General features: G+C 70.1%; 16 protein-coding genes. 3 read left to right on the top strand and 13 right to left on the bottom strand.

All coding sequences use genetic code 11. The annotated features are described in order from the left end of the window. The first annotated feature begins 27 nt into the window (after window positions 1-27). Complete coding sequence (locus tag OG611_RS16745) at window positions 28-1,149, top strand: mechanosensitive ion channel family protein (protein ID WP_266425940.1); 1,122 nt, start codon at window positions 28-30, stop codon at window positions 1,147-1,149. A 54-nt stretch (window positions 1,150-1,203) separates the two neighbouring features. Here the strand turns inward: OG611_RS16745 and OG611_RS16740 are convergent, their stop codons facing one another. Continuing rightward, a complete protein-coding gene (locus OG611_RS16740; RefSeq protein WP_266420498.1) occupies window positions 1,204-2,790 on the bottom strand; it encodes a Na+/H+ antiporter in 1,587 nt (528 codons plus the stop codon). A gap of 240 nt (window positions 2,791-3,030) precedes the next feature. On the opposite strand from OG611_RS16740, the gene OG611_RS16735 reads away from it, so the two are divergent. After that, window positions 3,031-5,346 (top strand): hypothetical protein, encoded by a 2,316-nt coding sequence (locus tag OG611_RS16735; protein WP_323180203.1) that lies wholly within the window; start codon window positions 3,031-3,033, stop codon window positions 5,344-5,346. Window positions 5,347-5,365: 19 nt separating this feature from the next. Here the strand turns inward: OG611_RS16735 and OG611_RS16730 are convergent, their stop codons facing one another. Genes OG611_RS16730 through OG611_RS16715 form a run of 4 tightly spaced genes read right to left on the bottom strand, consistent with a single transcriptional unit; the run spans window position 5,366 to window position 8,340 of the window. Beyond that, on the bottom strand, window positions 5,366-5,848 hold the full coding sequence (locus OG611_RS16730; protein WP_266420496.1) for a GNAT family N-acetyltransferase: 483 nt from the start codon (window positions 5,846-5,848) through the stop codon (window positions 5,366-5,368). Continuing rightward, window positions 5,845-6,786 (bottom strand): RluA family pseudouridine synthase, encoded by a 942-nt coding sequence (locus tag OG611_RS16725; protein ID WP_266420493.1) that lies wholly within the window; start codon window positions 6,784-6,786, stop codon window positions 5,845-5,847. The genes OG611_RS16730 and OG611_RS16725 overlap by 4 nt, the downstream gene beginning before the upstream one ends. 23 nt (window positions 6,787-6,809) lie before the next feature. After that, window positions 6,810-7,400, bottom strand: coding sequence for a signal peptidase II (lspA, locus tag OG611_RS16720; RefSeq protein WP_266420490.1), 591 nt, complete (start codon window positions 7,398-7,400; stop codon window positions 6,810-6,812). Window positions 7,401-7,458: 58 nt separating this feature from the next. Then, window positions 7,459-8,340, bottom strand: coding sequence for a TraR/DksA C4-type zinc finger protein (locus OG611_RS16715; RefSeq protein ID WP_266420487.1), 882 nt, complete (start codon window positions 8,338-8,340; stop codon window positions 7,459-7,461). A gap of 541 nt (window positions 8,341-8,881) precedes the next feature. Between OG611_RS16715 and ileS the strand changes: the two genes are divergently transcribed. Continuing rightward, window positions 8,882-12,031, top strand: coding sequence for an isoleucine--tRNA ligase (gene ileS, locus OG611_RS16710; protein WP_266420485.1), 3,150 nt, complete (start codon window positions 8,882-8,884; stop codon window positions 12,029-12,031). 328 nt (window positions 12,032-12,359) lie between these two features. Here ileS and OG611_RS16705 read toward each other — a convergent pair whose 3' ends face one another. The 8 genes from OG611_RS16705 to murG all read right to left on the bottom strand — a co-directional run bounded on the left by OG611_RS16705 (window position 12,360) and on the right by murG (window position 19,539). After that, window positions 12,360-13,493, bottom strand: coding sequence for a DivIVA domain-containing protein (locus OG611_RS16705; RefSeq protein WP_266420482.1), 1,134 nt, complete (start codon window positions 13,491-13,493; stop codon window positions 12,360-12,362). Between the two features lie 49 nt (window positions 13,494-13,542). Continuing rightward, window positions 13,543-13,827 (bottom strand): YggT family protein, encoded by a 285-nt coding sequence (locus tag OG611_RS16700; protein ID WP_072483208.1) that lies wholly within the window; start codon window positions 13,825-13,827, stop codon window positions 13,543-13,545. A 70-nt stretch (window positions 13,828-13,897) separates the two neighbouring features. Beyond that, on the bottom strand, window positions 13,898-14,515 hold the full coding sequence (locus OG611_RS16695; protein ID WP_266420478.1) for a cell division protein SepF: 618 nt from the start codon (window positions 14,513-14,515) through the stop codon (window positions 13,898-13,900). Window positions 14,516-14,641: 126 nt separating this feature from the next. Continuing rightward, window positions 14,642-15,361 (bottom strand): YggS family pyridoxal phosphate-dependent enzyme, encoded by a 720-nt coding sequence (locus tag OG611_RS16690; RefSeq protein WP_266420476.1) that lies wholly within the window; start codon window positions 15,359-15,361, stop codon window positions 14,642-14,644. A 6-nt stretch (window positions 15,362-15,367) separates the two neighbouring features. After that, window positions 15,368-16,108 carry a peptidoglycan editing factor PgeF gene (pgeF, locus tag OG611_RS16685; protein ID WP_266420474.1) on the bottom strand — a complete coding sequence of 247 codons (741 nt, stop codon included), beginning with the start codon at window positions 16,106-16,108 and terminating at the stop codon, window positions 15,368-15,370. After that, the gene (ftsZ, locus tag OG611_RS16680; RefSeq protein ID WP_266420472.1) at window positions 16,105-17,322 is read right to left on the bottom strand and encodes a cell division protein FtsZ; all 1,218 of its coding nucleotides are present in this window, start codon (window positions 17,320-17,322) and stop codon (window positions 16,105-16,107) included. Before ftsZ ends, pgeF begins: the two co-directional genes overlap by 4 nt. Window positions 17,323-17,599: 277 nt before the next feature. Next, window positions 17,600-18,394 (bottom strand): cell division protein FtsQ/DivIB, encoded by a 795-nt coding sequence (locus OG611_RS16675; RefSeq protein WP_266420469.1) that lies wholly within the window; start codon window positions 18,392-18,394, stop codon window positions 17,600-17,602. 50 nt (window positions 18,395-18,444) lie between these two features. After that, entirely contained in the window at window positions 18,445-19,539 is a 1,095-nt protein-coding gene (gene murG, locus OG611_RS16670) for an undecaprenyldiphospho-muramoylpentapeptide beta-N-acetylglucosaminyltransferase (protein WP_124718176.1), read from the bottom strand. Window positions 19,540-19,541 lie beyond the last annotated feature (2 nt).

Below are 19,541 nucleotides of genomic sequence, written 5' to 3'. Positions count from 1 at the left end.
ACGGTCAGGAGCATGGAGAACGACGGGATGGAGAACATACTGCGCCCGCTGATCGTCGTCGGCGGCTCGGTCGTGATCACGCTGCTGGTCGGCGGGCTGGTGGATCTGCTGCTCAGACGGGCCGACGGCCGGCACCACGACACCCCGCTGTGGGGGCTGCTGCGCCGCTGCCGGATTCCGCTCCAGCTGACGCTGTGCGCGGCGCTGCTGCGCGGCTCGTACACCCACGCACGGCTCGAAGTGATCAAGGACCACCGGACGGGGATCGGCCAGGTCCTGACGCTGGTGCTGATCGGGGCCTCGGCCTGGCTGGTGGTGCGGATCGCGACGGCCGTCGTCGATTCCCTCTACGCGAGGTACGCCGCGAACACCACCGATCCGGCGCGGGTGCGGCGGGTCCGTACCCAGGTGACGCTGATCCAGCGAGTGGTCACCGCGATCGTGGCGACGGTCGCCGTCGGTGCGATGCTCCTGACCTTCCCGACGATGCGGACCTTCGGCACCTCGATGCTGGCCTCGGCCGGTGTGCTCGGCATCGTCGCGGGTGTGGCCGCCCAGTCGACGCTCGGCAATCTCTTCGCGGGGCTGCAGATCGCGTTCGGCGACATGGTGCGCATCGGTGACACCGTGGTGGTGGACGGCGAGTGGGGCACGATCGAGGAGATCACGCTGACCTTCCTCACGGTGCGGACCTGGGACGAGCGGCGGATCACGATGCCCGTCTCGTACTTCACCGGCAAGCCGTTCGAGAACTGGTCGCGCGGCAGCGCGCAGATGACCGGCTCGGTCTTCTTCCACCTCGACCACTCCGCCCCGGTCGCCGCGATGCGCGAGCAGCTGCGGGACGTCCTGGGCGAGTGTGCCGCCTGGGACGGCCGTGACTGGTCCCTCGCCGTCACCGACACCACGCCGTCGACGATCCTGGTCCGCGCGGTGGTCACGGCGAAGGACCCGGGCGACATCTGGACGGTGCGCTGTGCCGTACGGGAGCAGCTCATCGGCTGGCTGCGCGACCACCATCCGTACGCGCTGCCGAGGATCGCGACGGCGCCCGCGGCGCTTCCGGCCGACGAGTGGCCGCATCCGTCCCGCCCGACGGACGAGAAGCCCGCGGACCGGGTCAAGTCCCCCCGCACGGGACGCGGCTGACGGGGACGGCGGGCGGCGGCCCGGCCAGGCCCCGGGCCGCTCGGCCCTCCCGCCTCACCGCAGGCTGCGGACGTCCAGCTGGCGCAGCACCCGGTCGACGATCTCCGGGTCCGCCCCCGCCTCGTTGCGGGCCGACAGCACCGCGTGGCGTGCGGCCGACATCATCTCGCGCTGGACGCGGCTGACCGCCTTGAAGCGCTCGGCCCGCTTCGCGTACGCCTCGCGGCGCTCGTCGTCGACCATGTCGGAACTGATCCGCGCCCCCACGTCGTACGCCAGCCGGTGCAGCCGCTCGGTGACCTCGTCCGGGAACTCCTCGACCTCCTGGATCTCCTTGAGGCGCTCCTTCGCGGCCTTCGCGGCGCGGATCGCGAGGTCCTTCTCCAGTGCCTCCTCGGCGTCCGTGTCCGCCGTGACCCGGAGCTTGCGGACCAGCCACGGCAGGGTGAGCCCCTGGACGACGAGCGTGGCCATGATCACGGCGAAGGCGATGAAGACGATCTCGTCGCGGCCCGGGAACGGCTTCCCGTCGTCCGTCTTCAGCGGGATCGCGAGCGCCAGCGCGACCGAGGCCACTCCGCGCATCCCCGCCCACCACATGACGACGGTCTCCCGCCAGCTGGTGGGGATCTCCTCGCTGACGTCGCGCCGGGTGTGCAGCCGCTTGGCGAGCCAGGTGGCGGGCAGCAGATAGAGCAGCCGCACGCCGACGACGACCACCACCACGGCGAGCCCCCAGCCCAGCATCCGGAGTTCGCGCCCGTCCGCCGTCCCGAAGACGTTGTGCAGTTCGAGGCCGATCAGCCCGAAGGCGACCCCGGTGACGAGCGTGTCGACGATCTCCCAGAAGGTACGGCCGGTGAGCCGCCCGAGGACGTCGTCGGCGTCGGCGGTGTGCTCGGCGAGGAAGAGCGCGGTGGTGAGGACGGCGAGAACACCCGACCCCATCAGCTCCTCCGCGAGCACGTAACTCACGAACGGCACCAGCAGGGTGAGACCGACCTGGAGCGTGGCGTCGCCGAGCAGACCCATGAGCTTGATGGTGAGCCAGCCCAGCACCAGACCCACGACCACGGCCACCACCGCCGAGAGGATCAGCAGCCCGAACGCCTCCGGCAGCGAGAAGCTCCCGCTCACCGCGGCGGCGATCGCCACGTGGTACAGCACGATCGCGGTCACATCGTTGAACAGCCCCTCGCCCTCCAGGATGGAGACGAGCCTGCGCGGCAGCCCGACCGAGCCGGCGACGGCCGTCGCCGCGACCGGGTCGGGCGGGGCGACGAGCGCACCGAGCGCCACGGCCGCGGCGATGGGCAGCCCGGGGACGATCGCGTTGGCGACCGCGGCGACGGCGGCCGTCGTGACGAAGACCAGCGCCACGGCCAGCAGAAAGATCGGTCGTTTATTGGCGGCGAACTGCCGCCAGGAAGTCCGTTGCACGGAGGCGTAGAGCAGCGGCGGCAACAACGCCGGAAGGATGATCTCGGGCGGGATGTCCACATTCGGTACGAAGCTGAGGAACGCCATGCCGACCCCGGCGAGGGTCATCAGCACCGGCGCGGGCAGCCCGAGACGCTCTCCCAGTGGAACCGTGACCACAGCCCCGAGCAACAGCAGGAGGAGCAGTGTCATTTGGTCCACGAGGTGCCTTCCGGAGCGCGGGGCGCCGATCTCCGTGATCGGCGGATCTGGGGTCAAAGCCTGCCACGCAAGGCCCGCAATCCAGACAACACCCCCTCATTCTCGCCTCCTCGACCTGCATTCCTCCGATGTCTATACCGTCGACCCCCTTCCGCTGCCTCCTCGGGGCGGGCAGTATGCGGCGTGCGCGATTCAGGGACAGGAACTGTCACCACATACATGACCGTCAGGAGAGACCACGTGACCGCGTTCTCCCGAAGGCATTTCGTCTCCACCGCCGCTGCCGGAACATCCGCACTCTGGCTGGCCGGCTCCCGTACCTCATGGGCGGCGGTCGGCCCCGTACCGACGGGGCACCCGGACATCGACATCCACGAGAAGACCGTCCGCGACGCCGCCATGACCTGGCGCACGCTCCCCGCCGACTGGCAGCAGGCCCCGTTCCTCGCCAACGGCCGTCTCGGTGCCCAGCTGTACGCCGGAGAGACCGCCGACACGCTGAAGCTGATGATCAGTCACAGCCAGGTGCAGGACCAGCGCGGCCAGTGGCGCGGCGGCATCGGCTTCTCCCGCCTCCCGATCGGGTACTTCACCCTGACCCTCGCCGGGGAGATCACCGCCGTCGACTGGACCCTGGACCTGTACGACGCCGAGCTGCGCGGCACCGTCACCACGACCCGCGGCTCCCTGGCCTTCTCCGCCCTCGTCCAGAACGACACCGGCGCACTGCTGGTCTCCACCCGCCCCAGCCCCGGCGAGGAGTCCGCGGCCTGGTCCTTCCAGTGGCTGCGGGCCGCCACCACCCGCACCAGCGGCAGACCCGAGGACTACACGGCCAATCCGGCCCCCCGGACCGGCGACGGCTTCGTCGAGCAGCCGCTGCTCGCGGGCGGCGGCTGGACCACCGCCTGGCGCGAGCGGCGCGAGGGCACTGGTCGGCTGCTCGCCGCGCACCTCGTGTACCGCTTCCCCGGCCAGGTGTCCGGGGCGACGGCCGACGCGCTGCGGGCCGTGGGCCGCACCCTGGCGGCCGACCCGGACCGGCTGGTGGACCGGCACCGCCGCTGGTGGCACGCGTACTACCGGCGCAGCTTCCTCTCCGTACCGGACAAGCGGCTGCAGAGCTTCTATCTCATCCAGCTCTACAAGCTCGCCGCGTCGACCAGGGCCGACGGCCCGACGATCTCCGAATGGGGCCCGTGGTTCCCCGAGGTGGGCAACAACTGGACCGCGGTCTGGTGGAACCTCAACGTCCAGATCGGCATGGCCCCCGTCCACGGCTCCAACCACCCCGAACTCGACTCGGTGACGGGCGCCTTCCGCCGCTTCGAGCACAACCTCCCGGCCTCGGTCCCGGCCGACTACCGCGACGGCGAGAGCTACGCGCTGGGCCACCCCTCCGACTGGCAGCTGCGCGCGGGCGACACCTACGACGTCGGTGCCCCCGGCTCGGCCCATGTCTCCGACAACTTCGGCAATCTCACCTGGGCGCTGCACAACGTCTGGCAGTCCTACCGGCACTCGATGGACCTGTCGGTCCTGCGCGACGTGGTGTACCCGATCCTCGCGAAGGCCATCAACTTCTACGCGCACTTCCTGCACGAGGGCCCGGACGGCCGTCTGCACCTGCCGGAGACCCGCTCCCCCGAGTACGCCAACGCCGTGGACTGCACCTACGACCTCTCGCTGATCCGCTGGGGCGTGCGCACCCTGATCGCGTCGGCGGAGCTGCTGCGGAACGACGATCCGCGGCTGCGGCGCTGGCAGGACATCGAACGGCGCCTCACCCCGTACGCCGAGGACCCGGCGGCCGGCGTCATGATCGGCAAGGACGTCCCGCTCGCCGACTCGCACCGGCACCACTCGCACCTGCTGTGGCTGTACCCGCTGCGCGAACGGAACTGGGACCGGCCCGGGGACCGCGAGGTGATGCGGCGCTCCATGGACCACTGGGTCTCCATGCAGCAGCTGTGGCACGGCTACAGCTACGCCACCGCCTCGTCCATGTACGCGGTGATGGGCGAGCCGGAGAAGGCCCTCGACTTCCTGACCTTCTTCACCGACCTCAACGTGGTCGCGGACTGCCGGATGACGGTCAACACGATGTACCGGGAGGGCAAGAACCTCGCCCTGGAGAGCCCGCTGTCCGCCGCCCAGTCGATGCTCGACATGGTGGTGCAGGGCCACGAGGGAGTGGTGAAGGTCTTCCCGTCCGTCTCGGACCGCTGGCCGGACGCGTCGATCGCGTCACTGCGCACCCAGGGCGCCTTCCTGGTGGACGCGGATCGCTCGGGCGGTGCCACGCGCTGGGTACGGGTGCGCAGCGAGGCGGGCGCACCGCTGACCCTGGACCACTCGATCAAGGGCCGGATCGAGGTACGGGACGCGCACGGGCGCCCGCTGCACTGGCGGGAGACTTCACCGGGCCGGATCACGGTCGCCCTGCCGCGCGGCTCCATGGCGGTGGTCACCCCGCAGGGTTCGAGCCGTCCGCGGACGGCCCCGCGCGATGTGCCGTCGAACGGTACGTGGACCCGCTGGGGCCTGCCCGGCTGAACCGCCGGGCCGGGGTCCCTCAGTCCCGCAGGGTGCGGCGCATCGCCCGGTGGGAGATGCCCGCGTCCGGGAACTCGGGGCCATACGCCACATAGCCGAGGCGCTCGTAGAAGCCCAGCGCATGGGTCTGGGCGTGCAGGTCGACGGCGGCCAGACCGAGCTCACGGGCCGCGTCCTCGATGGCCCGGACCAGCGCCGCGCCGATGCCGAGGCCGCGTGCTTCCTTGGTCACCGCGAGCCTGCCGAGCGAACCGACGGCCGGGTCGCCGCCCGTCTTCGCGGCGGCGGCCGGGCCGTGCAGCAGCCGCCCGGTGCCCAGCGCCGAACCGTCCGCCGCGACGGCGACGACATGCAGGGCGTCCGCGTCGTAGGCGTCGTACTCGATCTCCTCGGGTACGTCCTGCTCGCCGACGAAGACGTCCTTGCGGACCAGGAAGCAGGCCGCGAGGTCCTGCTCGTCGACGACGGTGCGCGTGGTGTACGGGGCGGGCGTCCCGGTCATTCGCTCTCCGCCGCGATCTTGTCCAGGGCCTGCTGGAGATCGTCCGGGTAGCTGCTGGTGAACTCCACCCAGCTGCCGTCGGACGGGTGCTCGAAGCCGAGCCGGACGGCGTGCAGCCACTGCCGGGTCAGGCCGAGGCGCTTGGCCATCGTCGGGTCGGCGCCGTAGGTGAGGTCACCGACGCAGGGGTGGCGGTGGGCGGACATGTGCACCCGGATCTGGTGCGTGCGGCCCGTCTCCAGCTTGATGTCCAGGAGGCTGGCGGAGCGGTAGGCCTCGATGAGGTCGTAATGCGTCACGGAGGGCTTGCCCTCGGCCGTGACGGCCCACTTGTAGTCGTGGTTGGGGTGGCGCCCGATGGGGGCGTCGATGGTGCCGCTCATCGGGTCCGGGTGGCCCTGCACCAGCGCGTGGTACTTCTTCTCGACGACCCGGTCGCGGAACTGCGCCTTCAGCAGGGTGTAGGCCCGCTCGGACTTGGCGACGACCATCAGGCCGGAGGTGCCGACGTCGAGACGGTGGACGATGCCCTGGCGCTCGGCGGCACCGGACGTCGAGATCCGGTACCCGGCGGCGGCGAGGCCCCCGATGACGGTCGTGCCGGTCCAGCCGGGGCTCGGGTGGGCAGCGACCCCGACCGGCTTCACGATCACGACGATGTCGTCGTCGTCGTGCACGATCTCCATGCCCTCGACGGGCTCGGCGACGATCTGCACCGGAGCGGGCGCCTGCGGCATCTCCACTTCCAGCCAGGCACCGCCCCGGACCCGCTCGGACTTCCCGACCACCGAGCCGTCCACCTGCACCTTCCCGGCAGCTGCCAGCTCGGCGGCCTTGGTGCGGGAGAAACCGAACATCCGGGAAATGGCGGCGTCGACACGCTCGCCCTCCAGACCGTCGGGTACGGGCAGGGTGCGGACCTCGGGATACGTACTCACCTGTCGAGTATGCCTTGCGGCCACTAGTCCTTGTGCACGGTGCCGTCGGGGTCCAGGCCCTTGAAGGAAAGGATCACGATCAGGATGCCGCCGCAGACGATCGCGGAGTCGGCGAGGTTGAAGACGGCGAAGTGCGCCGGCGCGATGAAGTCCACCACTGCGCCCTGGAAGGTGCCCGGGGCGCGGAAGATGCGGTCGGTGAGATTGCCGAGCGCACCGCCGAGCAGCAGGCCGAGCGCGATGGCCCACGGCAGGCTGTAGAGCTTGCGCGCGAGCCGGGCGATCACGACGATGACGGTCGCCGCGATGAACGTGAAGATGATGGTGTACGCCTCACCGATACCGAACGCGGCACCGGCGTTGCGGATCGCGCTGAGCTGCAGCCAGTCACCGATGAGCTCGACCGGCTCGTGGTGCTCCAGCTTCGCGACCACGAGCATCTTGCTGATCAGGTCGATGAGGTAGGCGAACACGGCCACGGCGAAGAGCACCATGATCCTCCGCTTGCCCCTGCTCGGGGCGGTCTCCCCGCCCCGGTCCGCAGCCTCGCCCCCTTCGGTCCCCTCAGCATCGGGGATGTCCGGCGTACCGATGATGCGCTCCGCCTCTGCCACGTGAATCCCTCAACCTAGGTTCCTGACTGAGGACGAGGGTACGACACACCGCCGGGGATCAACCGCGTCGCTCCTGCTTCTGTTTGTCCTCGACACAGAGCGTGGCGCGCGGGAACGCCTGCATCCGCGCCTTGCCGATCGGATTGCCGCAGATCTCGCACAGTCCGTACGTCCCGGCGTCGAGCCGGGCCAGGGCCCGCTCGGTCTGCTCCAGCATCTCCTGGGCGTTGGCGGCGAGCGACATCTCGTGCTCGCGGGTGATGTTCTTGGTGCCGGTGTCCGCCTCGTCGTCACCCGCGCCGTCACCGGAGTCACGCATCAGTCCGGCGAGCGCGGCACTCGCGGCCTCCAGCTCACTGCGCAGCCGCATGGTCTCGCTGCTCAGCACGGCCCGCGCCTCGGCGACCTCCTCCGAGGTCCAGGGGTCCTCGCCCGGCCGGACCGCCAGCTCGCCGGGGGCTGTCGTGACGACCCCACCCGCCGGGGGCACGGGCGCCGCGCCCGTGCCGGCCGTGCGGGTCCGGGCCGCGCTCTTCTTGGCTACCACCGTGTGGGCTCCCGTCTTCCCGGCGGCCTCGGCCGCCCCCTTGGCCGCGGACGCGGCCCTCTTCGAAGCCTTCTTGGCCGCGCTCTTCTTCGCAGGTGCCTTCTTGGGCGGCTCCGCGGGCCCGGCATCCTCGTGCTCGGCATCCTCGTGCTCGGCGGACGCCGCCTTCATTCCGGCCGCTGTCTTCCCGGCCGCGGATTTCTTCGCCGCCGTCTTCTTCACCGCGACCTTCACCGCGACCTTCTCCACGGCGGCCTCCGTCGCACCGGCCTCGGCCTCGGCCTCGGCCTCCAGGACAGTCTCCATGCCTGCGTCACCGCCCGTCTCCGCGGCCGCCGCGCCCGTGGATCCGGCCGACGCCGTCTTCTTCGCGGCGGTCTTCTTCGCCACCATGGCCGCGGCCCCTTCACATATTGTGATCTTGCACGCGAATCGTGCTGGGACGATAAATCGACCCCAGCGCCGCGGCAACGGGGCACGCCGCCGAATCGCCCCTCCCTGCGTCCGGATACCGACCTGCCTGCATCCGTTGTGCCCAGCTCACCGCCGGGTAATCCGCCTCCCGGCACCCCGCCCGGACTCCGTACTCCTCCGTCTGCCCATTCGGGTCACGCCCCGCCCCTCGGGTTAAACCGGTCGGCCGTCGCCCGTACGGGCCCGTACACTGGGCCCAGCGAGAGGCGTGGATGGGACGAGTAGCGTCGTACGCAGCCAGGAGCGACCCGGGGACGGTGGAAGCCCGGGGGCGAGCGCGTCGTGAAGATCACCCGGAGCCGTCGGAAGAACGCCGCAAGGCAAGTAGAACCGGCATCGCGACCCCAATGAGGGGGTCACGGGCGCACGCCCGGGGCCAAGGAGGGTGGTACCGCGGGAGCCGATGAGGCCCTCGTCCCTCCGACGGAAGTGGAAAACGTCCGCCGGAGGAAGTCCGCCCATGACATCGCCGCAGTACCGCCAGGTACCCGCCCAGGTCGACCTGCCCGCGCTGGAGCACGCCGTGCTCGATTTCTGGCGCGACAGCAAGGTCTTCGCCAAGAGCCTCGAACAGTCCGAGGGCCGCCCCGAGTGGGTCTTCTACGAGGGCCCGCCCACCGCCAACGGCATGCCCGGCGCCCACCACATCGAGGCCCGCGTCTTCAAGGACGTCTTCCCCCGCTTCCGGACCATGCAGGGCTACCACGTCGGCCGCAAGGCCGGCTGGGACTGCCACGGACTGCCGGTCGAGCTCGCGGTCGAGAAGGAGCTGGGCTTCAACGGCAAGAAGGACATCGAGGCGTACGGCATCGCCGAGTTCAACGCCAAGTGCCGTGAGTCCGTGACCCGCCACACGGACGCGTTCACCGAGCTCACGACCCGCATGGGCTACTGGGTCGACCTCGACGACGCGTACCGCACGATGGACCCCGAGTACGTCGAGTCGGTGTGGTGGTCACTGAAGGAGATCTTCAACAAGGACCTCCTGGTCCAGGACCACCGCGTCGCCCCCTGGTGCCCCCGCTGCGGCACGGGTCTCTCCGACCACGAGCTGGCACAGGGTTACGAGACGGTCGTCGACCCGTCGGTCTTCGTCCGCTTCCCCCTCACGTCCGGCCCGCTGGCCGGCGAGGCGTCCCTCCTCATCTGGACGACCACCCCCTGGACCCTGGTCTCCAACACCGCCGTGGCCGCGCACCCCGACGTCACCTACGTCGTCGCGACCGATGGCGAGGAGAAGCTCGTCGTCGCACAGCCGCTCGTCGAGAAGGCGCTGGGCGAGGGCTGGGAGACCACCGGCGAGACCTTCACCGGCCGCGAGATGGAGCGCTGGACCTACGAGCGCCCCTTCACCCTGGTGGACTTCCCCGCCGAGGCGCACTACGTCGTCAACGCCGAGTACGTGACGACCGAGGACGGTACGGGTCTGGTCCACCAGTCCCCCGCCTTCGGCGCCGACGACCTCCTGGTCTGCAAGGCGTACGGGCTGCCGGTCGTGAACCCGGTCCGCCCCGACGGCAGCTTCGAGGAGGACCTGCCGCTGGTCGGCGGTGTCTTCTTCAAGAAGGCCGACGAGGCGCTCACCGAGGACCTGGCCGCCCGCGGCAGGCTCTTCCGGCACGTCCCGTACGAGCACAGCTACCCGCACTGCTGGCGCTGCCACACCGCGCTGCTCTACTACGCGCAGCCGTCCTGGTACATCCGCACGACCGCCATCAAGGACCGGCTCCTCCAGGAGAACGAGAAGACCAACTGGTTCCCGGACTCGGTCAAGAACGGCCGCTTCGGTGACTGGCTGAACAACAACGTCGACTGGGCGCTGTCCCGCAACCGCTACTGGGGCACCCCGCTGCCGATCTGGCGCTGCGAGGACAGCCACCTCACCTGCGTCGGCTCGCGCGCGGAGCTGAGCGAGCTCACCGGCACCGACCTCTCGGGCCTCGACCCGCACCGCCCGTTCATCGACGAGATCACGTTCACCTGCTCGCACGAGAACTGCCAGCTGGAGGCGTACCGCGTCCCCGAGGTCATCGACGCCTGGTACGACTCGGGTTCGATGCCGTTCGCGCAGTGGGGCTACCCGTACAAGAACAAGGAACTCTTCGAGAGCCGTTACCCGGCGCAGTTCATCTCGGAGGCCATCGACCAGACCCGCGGCTGGTTCTACACGCTGATGGCGATCGGCACCCTGGTCTTCGACAAGTCGTCCTACGAGAACGTGGTCTGCCTGGGCCACATCCTCGCCGAGGACGGCCGCAAGATGTCCAAGCACCTGGGCAACATCCTTCAGCCCATCCCCCTCATGGACCAGCACGGCGCGGACGCGGTGCGCTGGTTCATGGCGGCGGGCGGCTCGCCGTGGGCGGCGCGCCGCGTCGGCCACAACACGATCCAGGAGGTCGTCCGCAAGACCCTCCTCACGTACTGGAACACGGTCGCCTTCCAGGCCCTGTACGCCCGTACGTCCAGCTGGGCCCCTTCCGAGGCCGACCCGGCCCCGGCGGACCGCACGGTCCTGGACCGCTGGCTGCTGAGCGAGCTGAACGCGCTGGTGGACCAGGTCACGCAGGCCCTGAATGGTTACGACACCCAGCGCGCCGGCAAGCTGCTGTCCGCCTTCGTCGACGACCTGTCCAACTGGTACGTACGCCGCTCGCGCCGCCGCTTCTGGCAGGGCGACAAGGCGGCGCTGCGCACCCTGCACGAGGTCGTCGAGACGGTGACCCGGCTGATGGCCCCGCTCACCCCGTTCATCACGGAACGGGTCTGGCAGGACCTGGTCGTCCCGGTCACGCCGGACGCCCCCGAATCGGTCCACCTCTCCACCTGGCCGAAGGCGGACCCGGCGGCGATCGACCCGGCGCTCTCCACCCGGATGGCGCTCGTGCGCCGCCTGGTCGAGCTGGGCCGGGCCACCCGCGCCGAGTCCGGTGTGAAGACCCGCCAGCCGCTCTCCCGGGCCCTGGTCGCGGCGGCGGGCTTCGAGGCGCTCTCCCCCGAACTGCACGCCCAGATCACGGAGGAGCTGAACGTCTCCTCGCTGGCCTCGCTGTCCGAGGTCGGCGGTTCGCTGGTCGACACGACCGCGAAGGCGAACTTCCGGGCGCTCGGCAAGCGGTTCGGCAAGGGCGTCCAGGCGGTGGCCAAGGCGGTCGCGAACGCCGATGCGGCGGCCCTCTCGCTGGCCCTGCGCGAGGGCACGGCGTCGGTCGAGGTGGACGGCGAGACGGTCACCCTCTCCCCCGACGAGGTGATCATCACCGAGACCCCGCGCGAGGGTTGGTCCGTCGCGTCCGACTCGGGCGCGACGGTCGCCCTGGACCTGGAGATCACCCCGGAGCTCCGGCGCGCGGGCCTCGCCCGTGACGCGATCCGCCTCATCCAGGAGGCCCGCAAGAACAGCGGCCTGGACGTCGCCGACCGCATCGCCGTCCGCTGGACGTCGTCCTCCCCCGCCACGGTGGAAGCCCTGACCGAGCACGCGGCCCTGATCGCGGACGAGGTCCTGGCACTGGACTACGCCCAGGGCGAGGCGGACCCGGCGTACGGCGCCCCGTTCGAGGACGAGGGCCTGTCCCTGACGTTCCGCCTCCGCAAGACGGAGCAGTAACCCACAACAGGAAGAGGGGCCCGGCCGGACACCAGTCCGGCCGGGCCCTTCTCACTGCTCCCCAGCCTCCCGGCTCCGCTATTCAGCCCCTCCGGCGATTGAGGAGCGGGGTCTGGGGCAGAGCCCCAGGTTCGGGAAGGGGCGGGTAGGGGAACGGCCCCGCGCAGCGGCCCCCACCCCCGCCCACTGCCCACAGCTCAAGGCCCACGCCCCCGCACCGGCGCCCGCCCCCACCCACCACGCACGACAAAAGGGCCGGGCCCCGGGGAATCCCCGGGGCCCGGCCCTCAGCCTGCCGACGGCTACGCGCTCAACGCGCGCACCCGGCTCAGTTGTCGTCCTCGTCGATCAGGAACCCACGCATCGGCGAAGGAGCCTGCTGCATCGGCTGCGGCGCCTGCGGCCGCACCGGCGCCATCGGCTGGGTCATCGCCGGCGACATCTGCTGCTGGCCGCCGTACGAGGGACCACCGCCCATGGACGGGTTGCCGCCCATCTGCTGGTTACCGTGGTTGCCGCCCATGGCGTGACCCATGGCACCCGCACCGGCCGGGGCCAGCGAGGGCGACGGCGGCAGCGAAGCGGTCGCGGGAGTCCGCGGCGGGGCCAGCGAGTCGTCCGCCTGGGTCTCCAGCTGACGCAGCTGGCTCTCCAGGTAGGACTTCAGACGGGTCCGGTACTCGCGCTCGAAGCCACGCAGGTCCTCGACCTTGCGCTCCAGCGTCGCGCGGGCCGACTCCAGCGAGCCCATCGCCACCCGGTGCTTCTCCTGCGCGTCCCGCTCCAGGGCGTCCGCCTTGGCGCGTGCGTCCCGCTCCAGGCCCTCGGCACGGCTGCGCGCCTCGCCGACGATCTTGTTGGCCTCGGAACGTGCCTCCGCGATCGCCTGGTCGGCGGTCTGCTGCGCGAGCGAGAGGACACGGGCGGCGCTGTCGCCACCGGGGCCCTGACCGGGCTGCTGCATCTGCGGCGGCTGCTGCATCTGCTGCATCTGCTGCTGCGGGGCGTGACCACCCATGGGGCCGCCCATCGGGCCGCCCATGGGACCGCCCTGCATCGGACCGGGGCCGTGCGGGCCCTGCGGACCGGGGCCGTGCGGGCCCTGGGGACCAGGACCGTGACCGCTGGGACCGGCGGGCAGCTGCGGAGCACCACCGGGCAGCTGGGGCGGACCCATCTGCGGGGGCTGCTGCTGGACCGGCGGACCCGATATGGCGGCGGGCACAGGTGCCCCGGGCCGGTCCTGCGGCTCCGGCTTGCGCATGCCCTGCTGCTGGTTCTGCGCGGCGGCACGCGTGGCAGCGGCCAGCTTCGCGCGCAGGTCCTCGTTCTCACGGAGCAGGCGGGTCAGCTCGGACTCGACCTCGTCGAGGAAGGCATCGACCTCGTCCTCGTCATAGCCTTCTCGGAGGCGGACGGTCGTGAACTGCTTGTTCCGCACGTCCTCAGGAGTCAGCGGCATCTCTTCTTCACCTCTACGTAGTCGTCGGCAGTCGGCAAGACCGTATCGCTCACAGCCTGATCACGATGCTGATCAGGATGTAGACGATGATCATCAGAACGAAGAAGGACAGGTCGAGTGCCACGCCCCCGAGACGCAGCGGCGGGATGAATCGCCGCAGAAGCTTGAGCGGTGGATCGGTGACAGTGTAGGTGGCCTCAAGTATGACCACCATCGGCTTGCCGGGCTGCCATGAACGCGCGAACTGGAAGACGTAGTCCATGACCAGCCGGAAGATCAGCACGATGAGGAAACACATCAGCGCGATATAGACAACCTGCAGTGCGACGCCCATTTCGCGCTTCCCTCTCCCCTGGCTCTCGTAGCTCCGGCCTCGCGGCCGGGTTGTTCCCGGTGTCGTGTTCTCAGCTCTGGTTGAAGAATCCGCCCTCAGCGATACGGGCCTTGTCCTCCGCCGTGACATCGACGTTAGCAGGCGACAACAGGAACACCTTCTGCGTCACGCGCTCAATGCTGCCATGGAGACCGAAGACGAGTCCTGCAGCAAAGTCGACAAGTCGCTTTGCGTCCGTATCGTCCATCTCCGTGAGATTCATGATCACCGGAGTGCCCTCACGGAAGTGTTCCCCGATGGTACGGGCCTCGTTGTAGGTCCTGGGGTGCAGTGTGGTGATGCGGTAGGGCTCCCGCTCGGACACGACCTTGGGCATGATCACCGGTGCGTTCTTCTCCATGTTCGGGCGTTCAGGTGTGATGGATGCCACGGGGGCGATTCGGGCGGGTCGCTCTCTTTCCGCCGGGATCTGAACCGGCTCCCGCTGCGCGGGAGGCTGCACCACTCGTACCGGTTCGTCCCGCTCCCGGTCCCGCTCCACCTGATGCGCGGACTGGTGCCGCCGCCGGTCGCGCTCGGGCTCCGGCTCGGGTTCGAATTCGTCGTCGGGGTCGAACCCCGGACCGTCGTACCCATCGTCCTCCACGAGGCCGAGGTAGACCGCCATCTTGCGCATCGCGCCGGCCATGCTCTGAGTCCTCCGCTCTGTGGTGGATCGGCATCTGTCACCAAGTGCCCCGCGATCCACTGAGGCCTGCCCGCCATAGGCGGGAATGACCATATTTTCTGCTGTGGTCCGACCTGCTTGGCGACGTTACCCGAGCCCGGGTCGGACTCCGAGTACCGCCGTACCGACGCGCACATGTGTCGCTCCGGCCGCGACGGCGTCCTCGAGGTCCGCGCTCATCCCTGCCGAGACCATGTTCGCAGCCGGATGGTTCCCGCGCAGGCGGGATGAGAATTCCATCAGCCGGTCGAAGGCGGCCCGTTGCCGTCCCGCGTACGGTCCGGCGAGCGGTGCGACGGTCATCAGACCACCGAGCCGCAACCCCGGCGCGGAATCCACCGCGGCGGCCAACTCCTCGATCCCGTCCGGCGCGACGCCGCCCCGGTCGCCCCGCTCGCCGCTCTCGGCGTCGAGTGCGACCTGGATGAGACAGCCGAGTTCGCGCCCCTCGCGCACGGCGGCCGCCGAGAGGGCGGCGACCAGTCTGGTTCGATCCACCGACTGCACGACATCGGCATAACTCGCTACAGAACGAACCTTATTCGTCTGCAATTGACCGACGAAATGCCATGTGAGCGACAGATCCGCACATTCGGCTGCCTTGGGAGCCGCGTCCTGGTCACGATTCTCCGCGACATGACGCACACCCAGTTCATGCAGAATCCGCACATCGCTCGCGGGGTAGGTCTTGGTGACCACGATGAGGGTCACTTCCTCCCGCTCGCGACCGGCGGCGGCACAGGCGGAAACAATGCGTTCCTCCACCCGCGCCAGATTTTCGGCGAGTTGAGCCTTACGGTCCGTCATGCCCTATCAGTCCAACCAGACATATCCGGCGAGCCGCCCGGTGGTGCGGTCGCGGCGGTACGAGAAGTGGTCACTCGATTCGAGGGTGCAGACCGACGAGGCCTGCCGGTCCTCGACGCCGAGCGCTTCGAGCTGGGCATGGACCCCGGCGGTGACGTCCACGGCCGGAGTGCCCCAGCTGGTCTCGGACCAGGCGGCCGGGACGCTCCGGGCGACTTCGGCGCGCATGTCGGCCGGGACCTCGTAGCACCGTCCGCAGACCGCCGGTCCGGTGCGGGCGACGATCCGGGAGGTGTCGGCACCGAGCCCGACCATGGCCTCGACCACGGCGGGGACGACCCCGGCAAGCAGACCCGGACGGCCCGCGTGCGCCGCGGCCGCGATCCCGGCGACCGGGTCGGCGAGCAGTACGGGGGTGCAGTCGGCGGTGAGCACGGCGAGCGGGAGCCCGCGCCGCGCGGTCACCACCGCGTCCACCGCGGGGATCTCCGAAGCGTCTCCCCACGGCCCGTCGACGACCGCGACGTCCCGCCCGTGCACCTGGTTCATCCAGACGACCCGCGCCGGGTTCAGACCGAGGTCCCGGGCGGCGCGCTCGCGATTGGCCAGAACGGCGGCGGGGTCGTCTCCGACCGCGCCGCCGAGGTTGAGCTCCTCGTACGGAGCGGCGCTCACTCCGCCCCACCTGTCGGTGAAGGAGAAGTGGGCGCCGCCCGCCGAGGACCGTGCGTGGAGCTGAGCTATCACTTCAAGAAGTCCGGGACATCCAGCTCTTCGGCCTGGGAGTCCTGGTAGGAAGGACGGGCCGGCGGGACGTGCGGCGAAGCGACCGGCGGCAGGTGGCTCTCGCTCACCACCGGTACGGGATCCGCCTGGACCGGCGGCTCCTCGCGGGTGGGCACGGAGCCCAGCCCACTGGTCTGACGCACGGGCTCGGGGGTCCGGACCGGCGCGGCGGGCTCGTCGCGCTTGGCGGAGTTCGCGCCCAGGACGTTCTCGCGACGGGCCGGCGGCTGTCCGCCGTCGAAGCCCGCGGCGATCACCGTGACACGTACCTCGTCGCCCAGCGCGTCGTCGATGACGGCCCCGAAGATGATGTTCGCCTCGGGGTGCGCCGCCTCGCTCACCAGCTGGGCGGCCTCGTTGATCTCGAAGAGACCGAGGTCGCTGCCGCCGGAGATGGAGAGCAGGACACCGCGGGCGCCGTCGATGGACGCCTCCAGGAGCGGCGAGGAGATCGCCATCTCCGCGGCGGCCACCGCGCGGTCGTCGCCGCGGGCCGAGCCGATGCCCATGAGTGCCGATCCGGCCTCGGACATGACCGACTTGACGTCGGCGAAGTCGAGGTTGATCAGACCCGGGGTCGTGATGAGGTCGGTGATGCCCTGGACACCCGAGAGCAGTACCTGGTCGGCCGACTTGAACGCGTCGAGCACGCTGACCTGGCGGTCCGAGATGGACAGCAGCCGGTCGTTGGGAATGACGATGAGGGTGTCGACCTCTTCGCGGAGTTCGGCGATGCCGTCCTCCGCCTGGTTCGCGCGTCGCCGGCCCTCGAAGGTGAACGGGCGGGTGACCACGCCGATCGTCAGGGCGCCGAGCGAGCGCGCGATGTTGGCGACGACGGGTGCGCCGCCGGTGCCGGTGCCGCCGCCCTCTCCGGCGGTGACGAAGACCATGTCGGCCCCCTTGAGGACCTCCTCGATCTCCTCACGGTGGTCCTCTGCCGCCTTGCGACCGACTGCCGGGTTGGCGCCGGCGCCAAGGCCGCGGGTGAGTTCGCGGCCGACGTCGAGCTTGACGTCGGCGTCGCTCATCAACAGGGCTTGCGCATCAGTGTTGATCGCGATGAACTCGACGCCCTTGAGACCGACCTCGATCATTCGGTTGATGGCATTGACACCACCGCCGCCGACACCGATGACCTTGATGACTGCGAGGTAGTTCTGCGGTGCTGCCACGTCGAAGGCCTCTCGCCTCGAGTTACGTGTCGTCGCTTCGCGGTAGTCCCGCCGCGACGACGGATGCCGATTGGGACGGTCCGAAACGCCGACCCAAACCCTAACGTTGAAGTTTAGGGTTACCAGTGTGTCTGCTTCATGGACTCTTCCGAACAGGACACTAAGTCGACAAGTGGCGCACGTTCAACGAACACGCCGAACCTCCCGTTTTTCTTTTCACCCTATGTGATCACCCGTAGCGCTGACCAACCAGGGTGCTGGCCAGGCCAAATGTGCGTCAACTGCCCGACGCGGCAGGGGCGGTGGGTGCACTCACGTCGAAGTGTCCCGCTTTGGGGGCGGATTTCATGAGAGCGGTGAGAACTCTCGCCTTCACCGGACCTCCTTCACCACTGCCCCAGATCACCGTGCGCCCCCGGGTGAGTTCCAGGGAGATCGAGTCGTACGAGGTGACCCGTACGACCTTGGCGTCCTTGGCGACGTCGCCCGGGAGTTCGCCCGCGACCCGGACCGCTTCCCGCACCAGTCGGGCACTGCCGAAGCGGCGCAGACTCGCGGACTGATCAGGTGTCAGTTCCAGCAGAGGTACGCGCCCAGGCCATTTGTCCACCGTTGCGAAACGCACGCCTTTCGCGTCCACTTCAATGAACTTTGCGCCCTTTTTGACCAGCAGCACCGGCTGTCGTTCCGTCACCTTAAGTCCGATTCCGTGCGGCCATGACCGTACGACATCCACGGAATCGATACGAGGCAACTTCTGGCGCAACCGCTCGGCGATGGCATCGGTGTCCACGGAGATCAGCGGGGCCCCGATCGGTACCGCCGCGGCGGCCTCCACCTCGGACGGTGTCAGTACGTCGACACCGGTGGTCCTGACCTCTTCGGCCCGGAGCCAGGAGGAGCCGTAGAGCGCCCAGACGGCGCCGGCGGCGAGCAGCAGCACGAGCACGCCGATCAGGATCAGCCTCATGCGGCCGGGCAGTCCGCGCCCTTCGGGGCGCGGGCGCGGCGAGCGGGCCGGGGAGTCCTCCCGCTGCCGTGCTCCGCGCCGGGCGGTCGTCGGTCCGGCCACGCTCGCTCCTTATGCCGGGTCCGGGGGCGCCGCCCCCGGACCCGTCCGCCTCACGCGCCTCGGCGTGCGGCAATCGCCTCGTACACCATGCCGACGAGCAGGTCGTCGGCATCCCGGCGGCCGAACTCGGCGGCAGCGCGGGACATCTCGTACAGCCGGTGCGGATCCGCGAGCACCGGGAGGACGTTGCCCTGCACCCACTCGGGGGTGAGCGCCGCGTCGTCCACCAGCAGTCCGCCGCCGGCGTTGACCACCGGCTGGGCGTTGAGCCGCTGTTCGCCGTTGCCGATGGGCAGCGGGACGTAGGCGGCGGGGAGCCCGACGGCGGAGAGTTCGGCGACGGTCATCGCACCGGCACGGCAGAGCATCATGTCGGCCGCGGCGTACGCGAGATCCATCCGGTCCACGTACGGTACCGGGATGTAGGGCGGCATCCCGGGCATGTTGTCGACGCGCGGCAATTCGTTCTTCGGTCCGACCACGTGCAGGATCTGGATCCCGGAGCGCTGCAGCAGCGGGGCGACCCGCTGGACCACCTCGTTGAGGTGGCGGGCGCCCTGCGAGCCGCCGGAGACCAGCAGCGTCGGCAGGTTGGGGTCGAGGCCGAAGGCGGCACGTGCCTCGGGGCGGACCCGGGCCCGGTCCAGGGTGGCGATGGTGCGGCGCAGCGGGATGCCGATGTAGCGGGCACCACGCAGCTTGCTGTCGGGGGTGGAGACGGCGACGCCGTGGGCGTACCGCGAACCGATCTTGTTGGCCAGGCCGGGACGGGCGTTGGCCTCATGGACGACGATCGGCACCCCGGCCCGCTTGGCGGCGAGGTAGCCGGGCAGGGCGACGTAGCCGCCGAAGCCGACGACGCAGTCCGCCTTGGTGCGCTCCAGGATCTGCTCGGCGGCCTTGATGGTGCCGCGCAGCCGTCCCGGGACGGTGATCAGTTCCGGGGTGGGTTTGCGCGGCAGCGGCACGGCCGGGATGAGGGCGAGTTCGTACCCCCGCTCGGGTACGAGCCTGGTCTCGAGTCCGCGCTCCGTGCCGAGGGCAGTGATTCCCACGGTCGGGTCCTGCCTGCGCAGGGCGTCCGCGAGGGCAAGCGCGGGCTCGATGTGGCCGGCGGTCCCCCCACCGGCGAGTACGACATGCACCG

The organism is Streptomyces sp. NBC_01363 (genome assembly GCF_026340595.1).
Lineage (GTDB): Bacteria > Actinomycetota > Actinomycetes > Streptomycetales > Streptomycetaceae > Streptomyces.
The sequence above is the reverse complement of the archived record's forward strand: the minus strand, read 5'-3'. Positions and strand labels throughout refer to the sequence as shown.

Excerpts from the sequence above, each read along its gene's own strand:
- OG611_RS16695 (WP_266420478.1), bottom strand. The coding sequence starts at position 14,515 with ATGGCCGGCGCGATGCGCAAGATGGCGGTCTACCTCGGCCTCGTGGAG.
- OG611_RS16705 (WP_266420482.1), bottom strand. The coding sequence starts at position 13,493 with ATGCCGCTGACTCCTGAGGACGTGCGGAACAAGCAGTTCACGACCGTC.
- OG611_RS16745 (WP_266425940.1), top strand. The coding sequence starts at position 28 with ATGGAGAACATACTGCGCCCGCTGATCGTCGTCGGCGGCTCGGTCGTG.
- OG611_RS16690 (WP_266420476.1), bottom strand. The coding sequence starts at position 15,361 with ATGACGGACCGTAAGGCTCAACTCGCCGAAAATCTGGCGCGGGTGGAG.
- ileS (WP_266420485.1), top strand. The coding sequence starts at position 8,882 with ATGACATCGCCGCAGTACCGCCAGGTACCCGCCCAGGTCGACCTGCCC.
- OG611_RS16700 (WP_072483208.1), bottom strand. The coding sequence starts at position 13,827 with ATGGGCGTCGCACTGCAGGTTGTCTATATCGCGCTGATGTGTTTCCTC.
- OG611_RS16715 (WP_266420487.1), bottom strand. The coding sequence starts at position 8,340 with ATGGTGGCGAAGAAGACCGCCGCGAAGAAGACGGCGTCGGCCGGATCC.
- OG611_RS16730 (WP_266420496.1), bottom strand. The coding sequence starts at position 5,848 with ATGACCGGGACGCCCGCCCCGTACACCACGCGCACCGTCGTCGACGAG.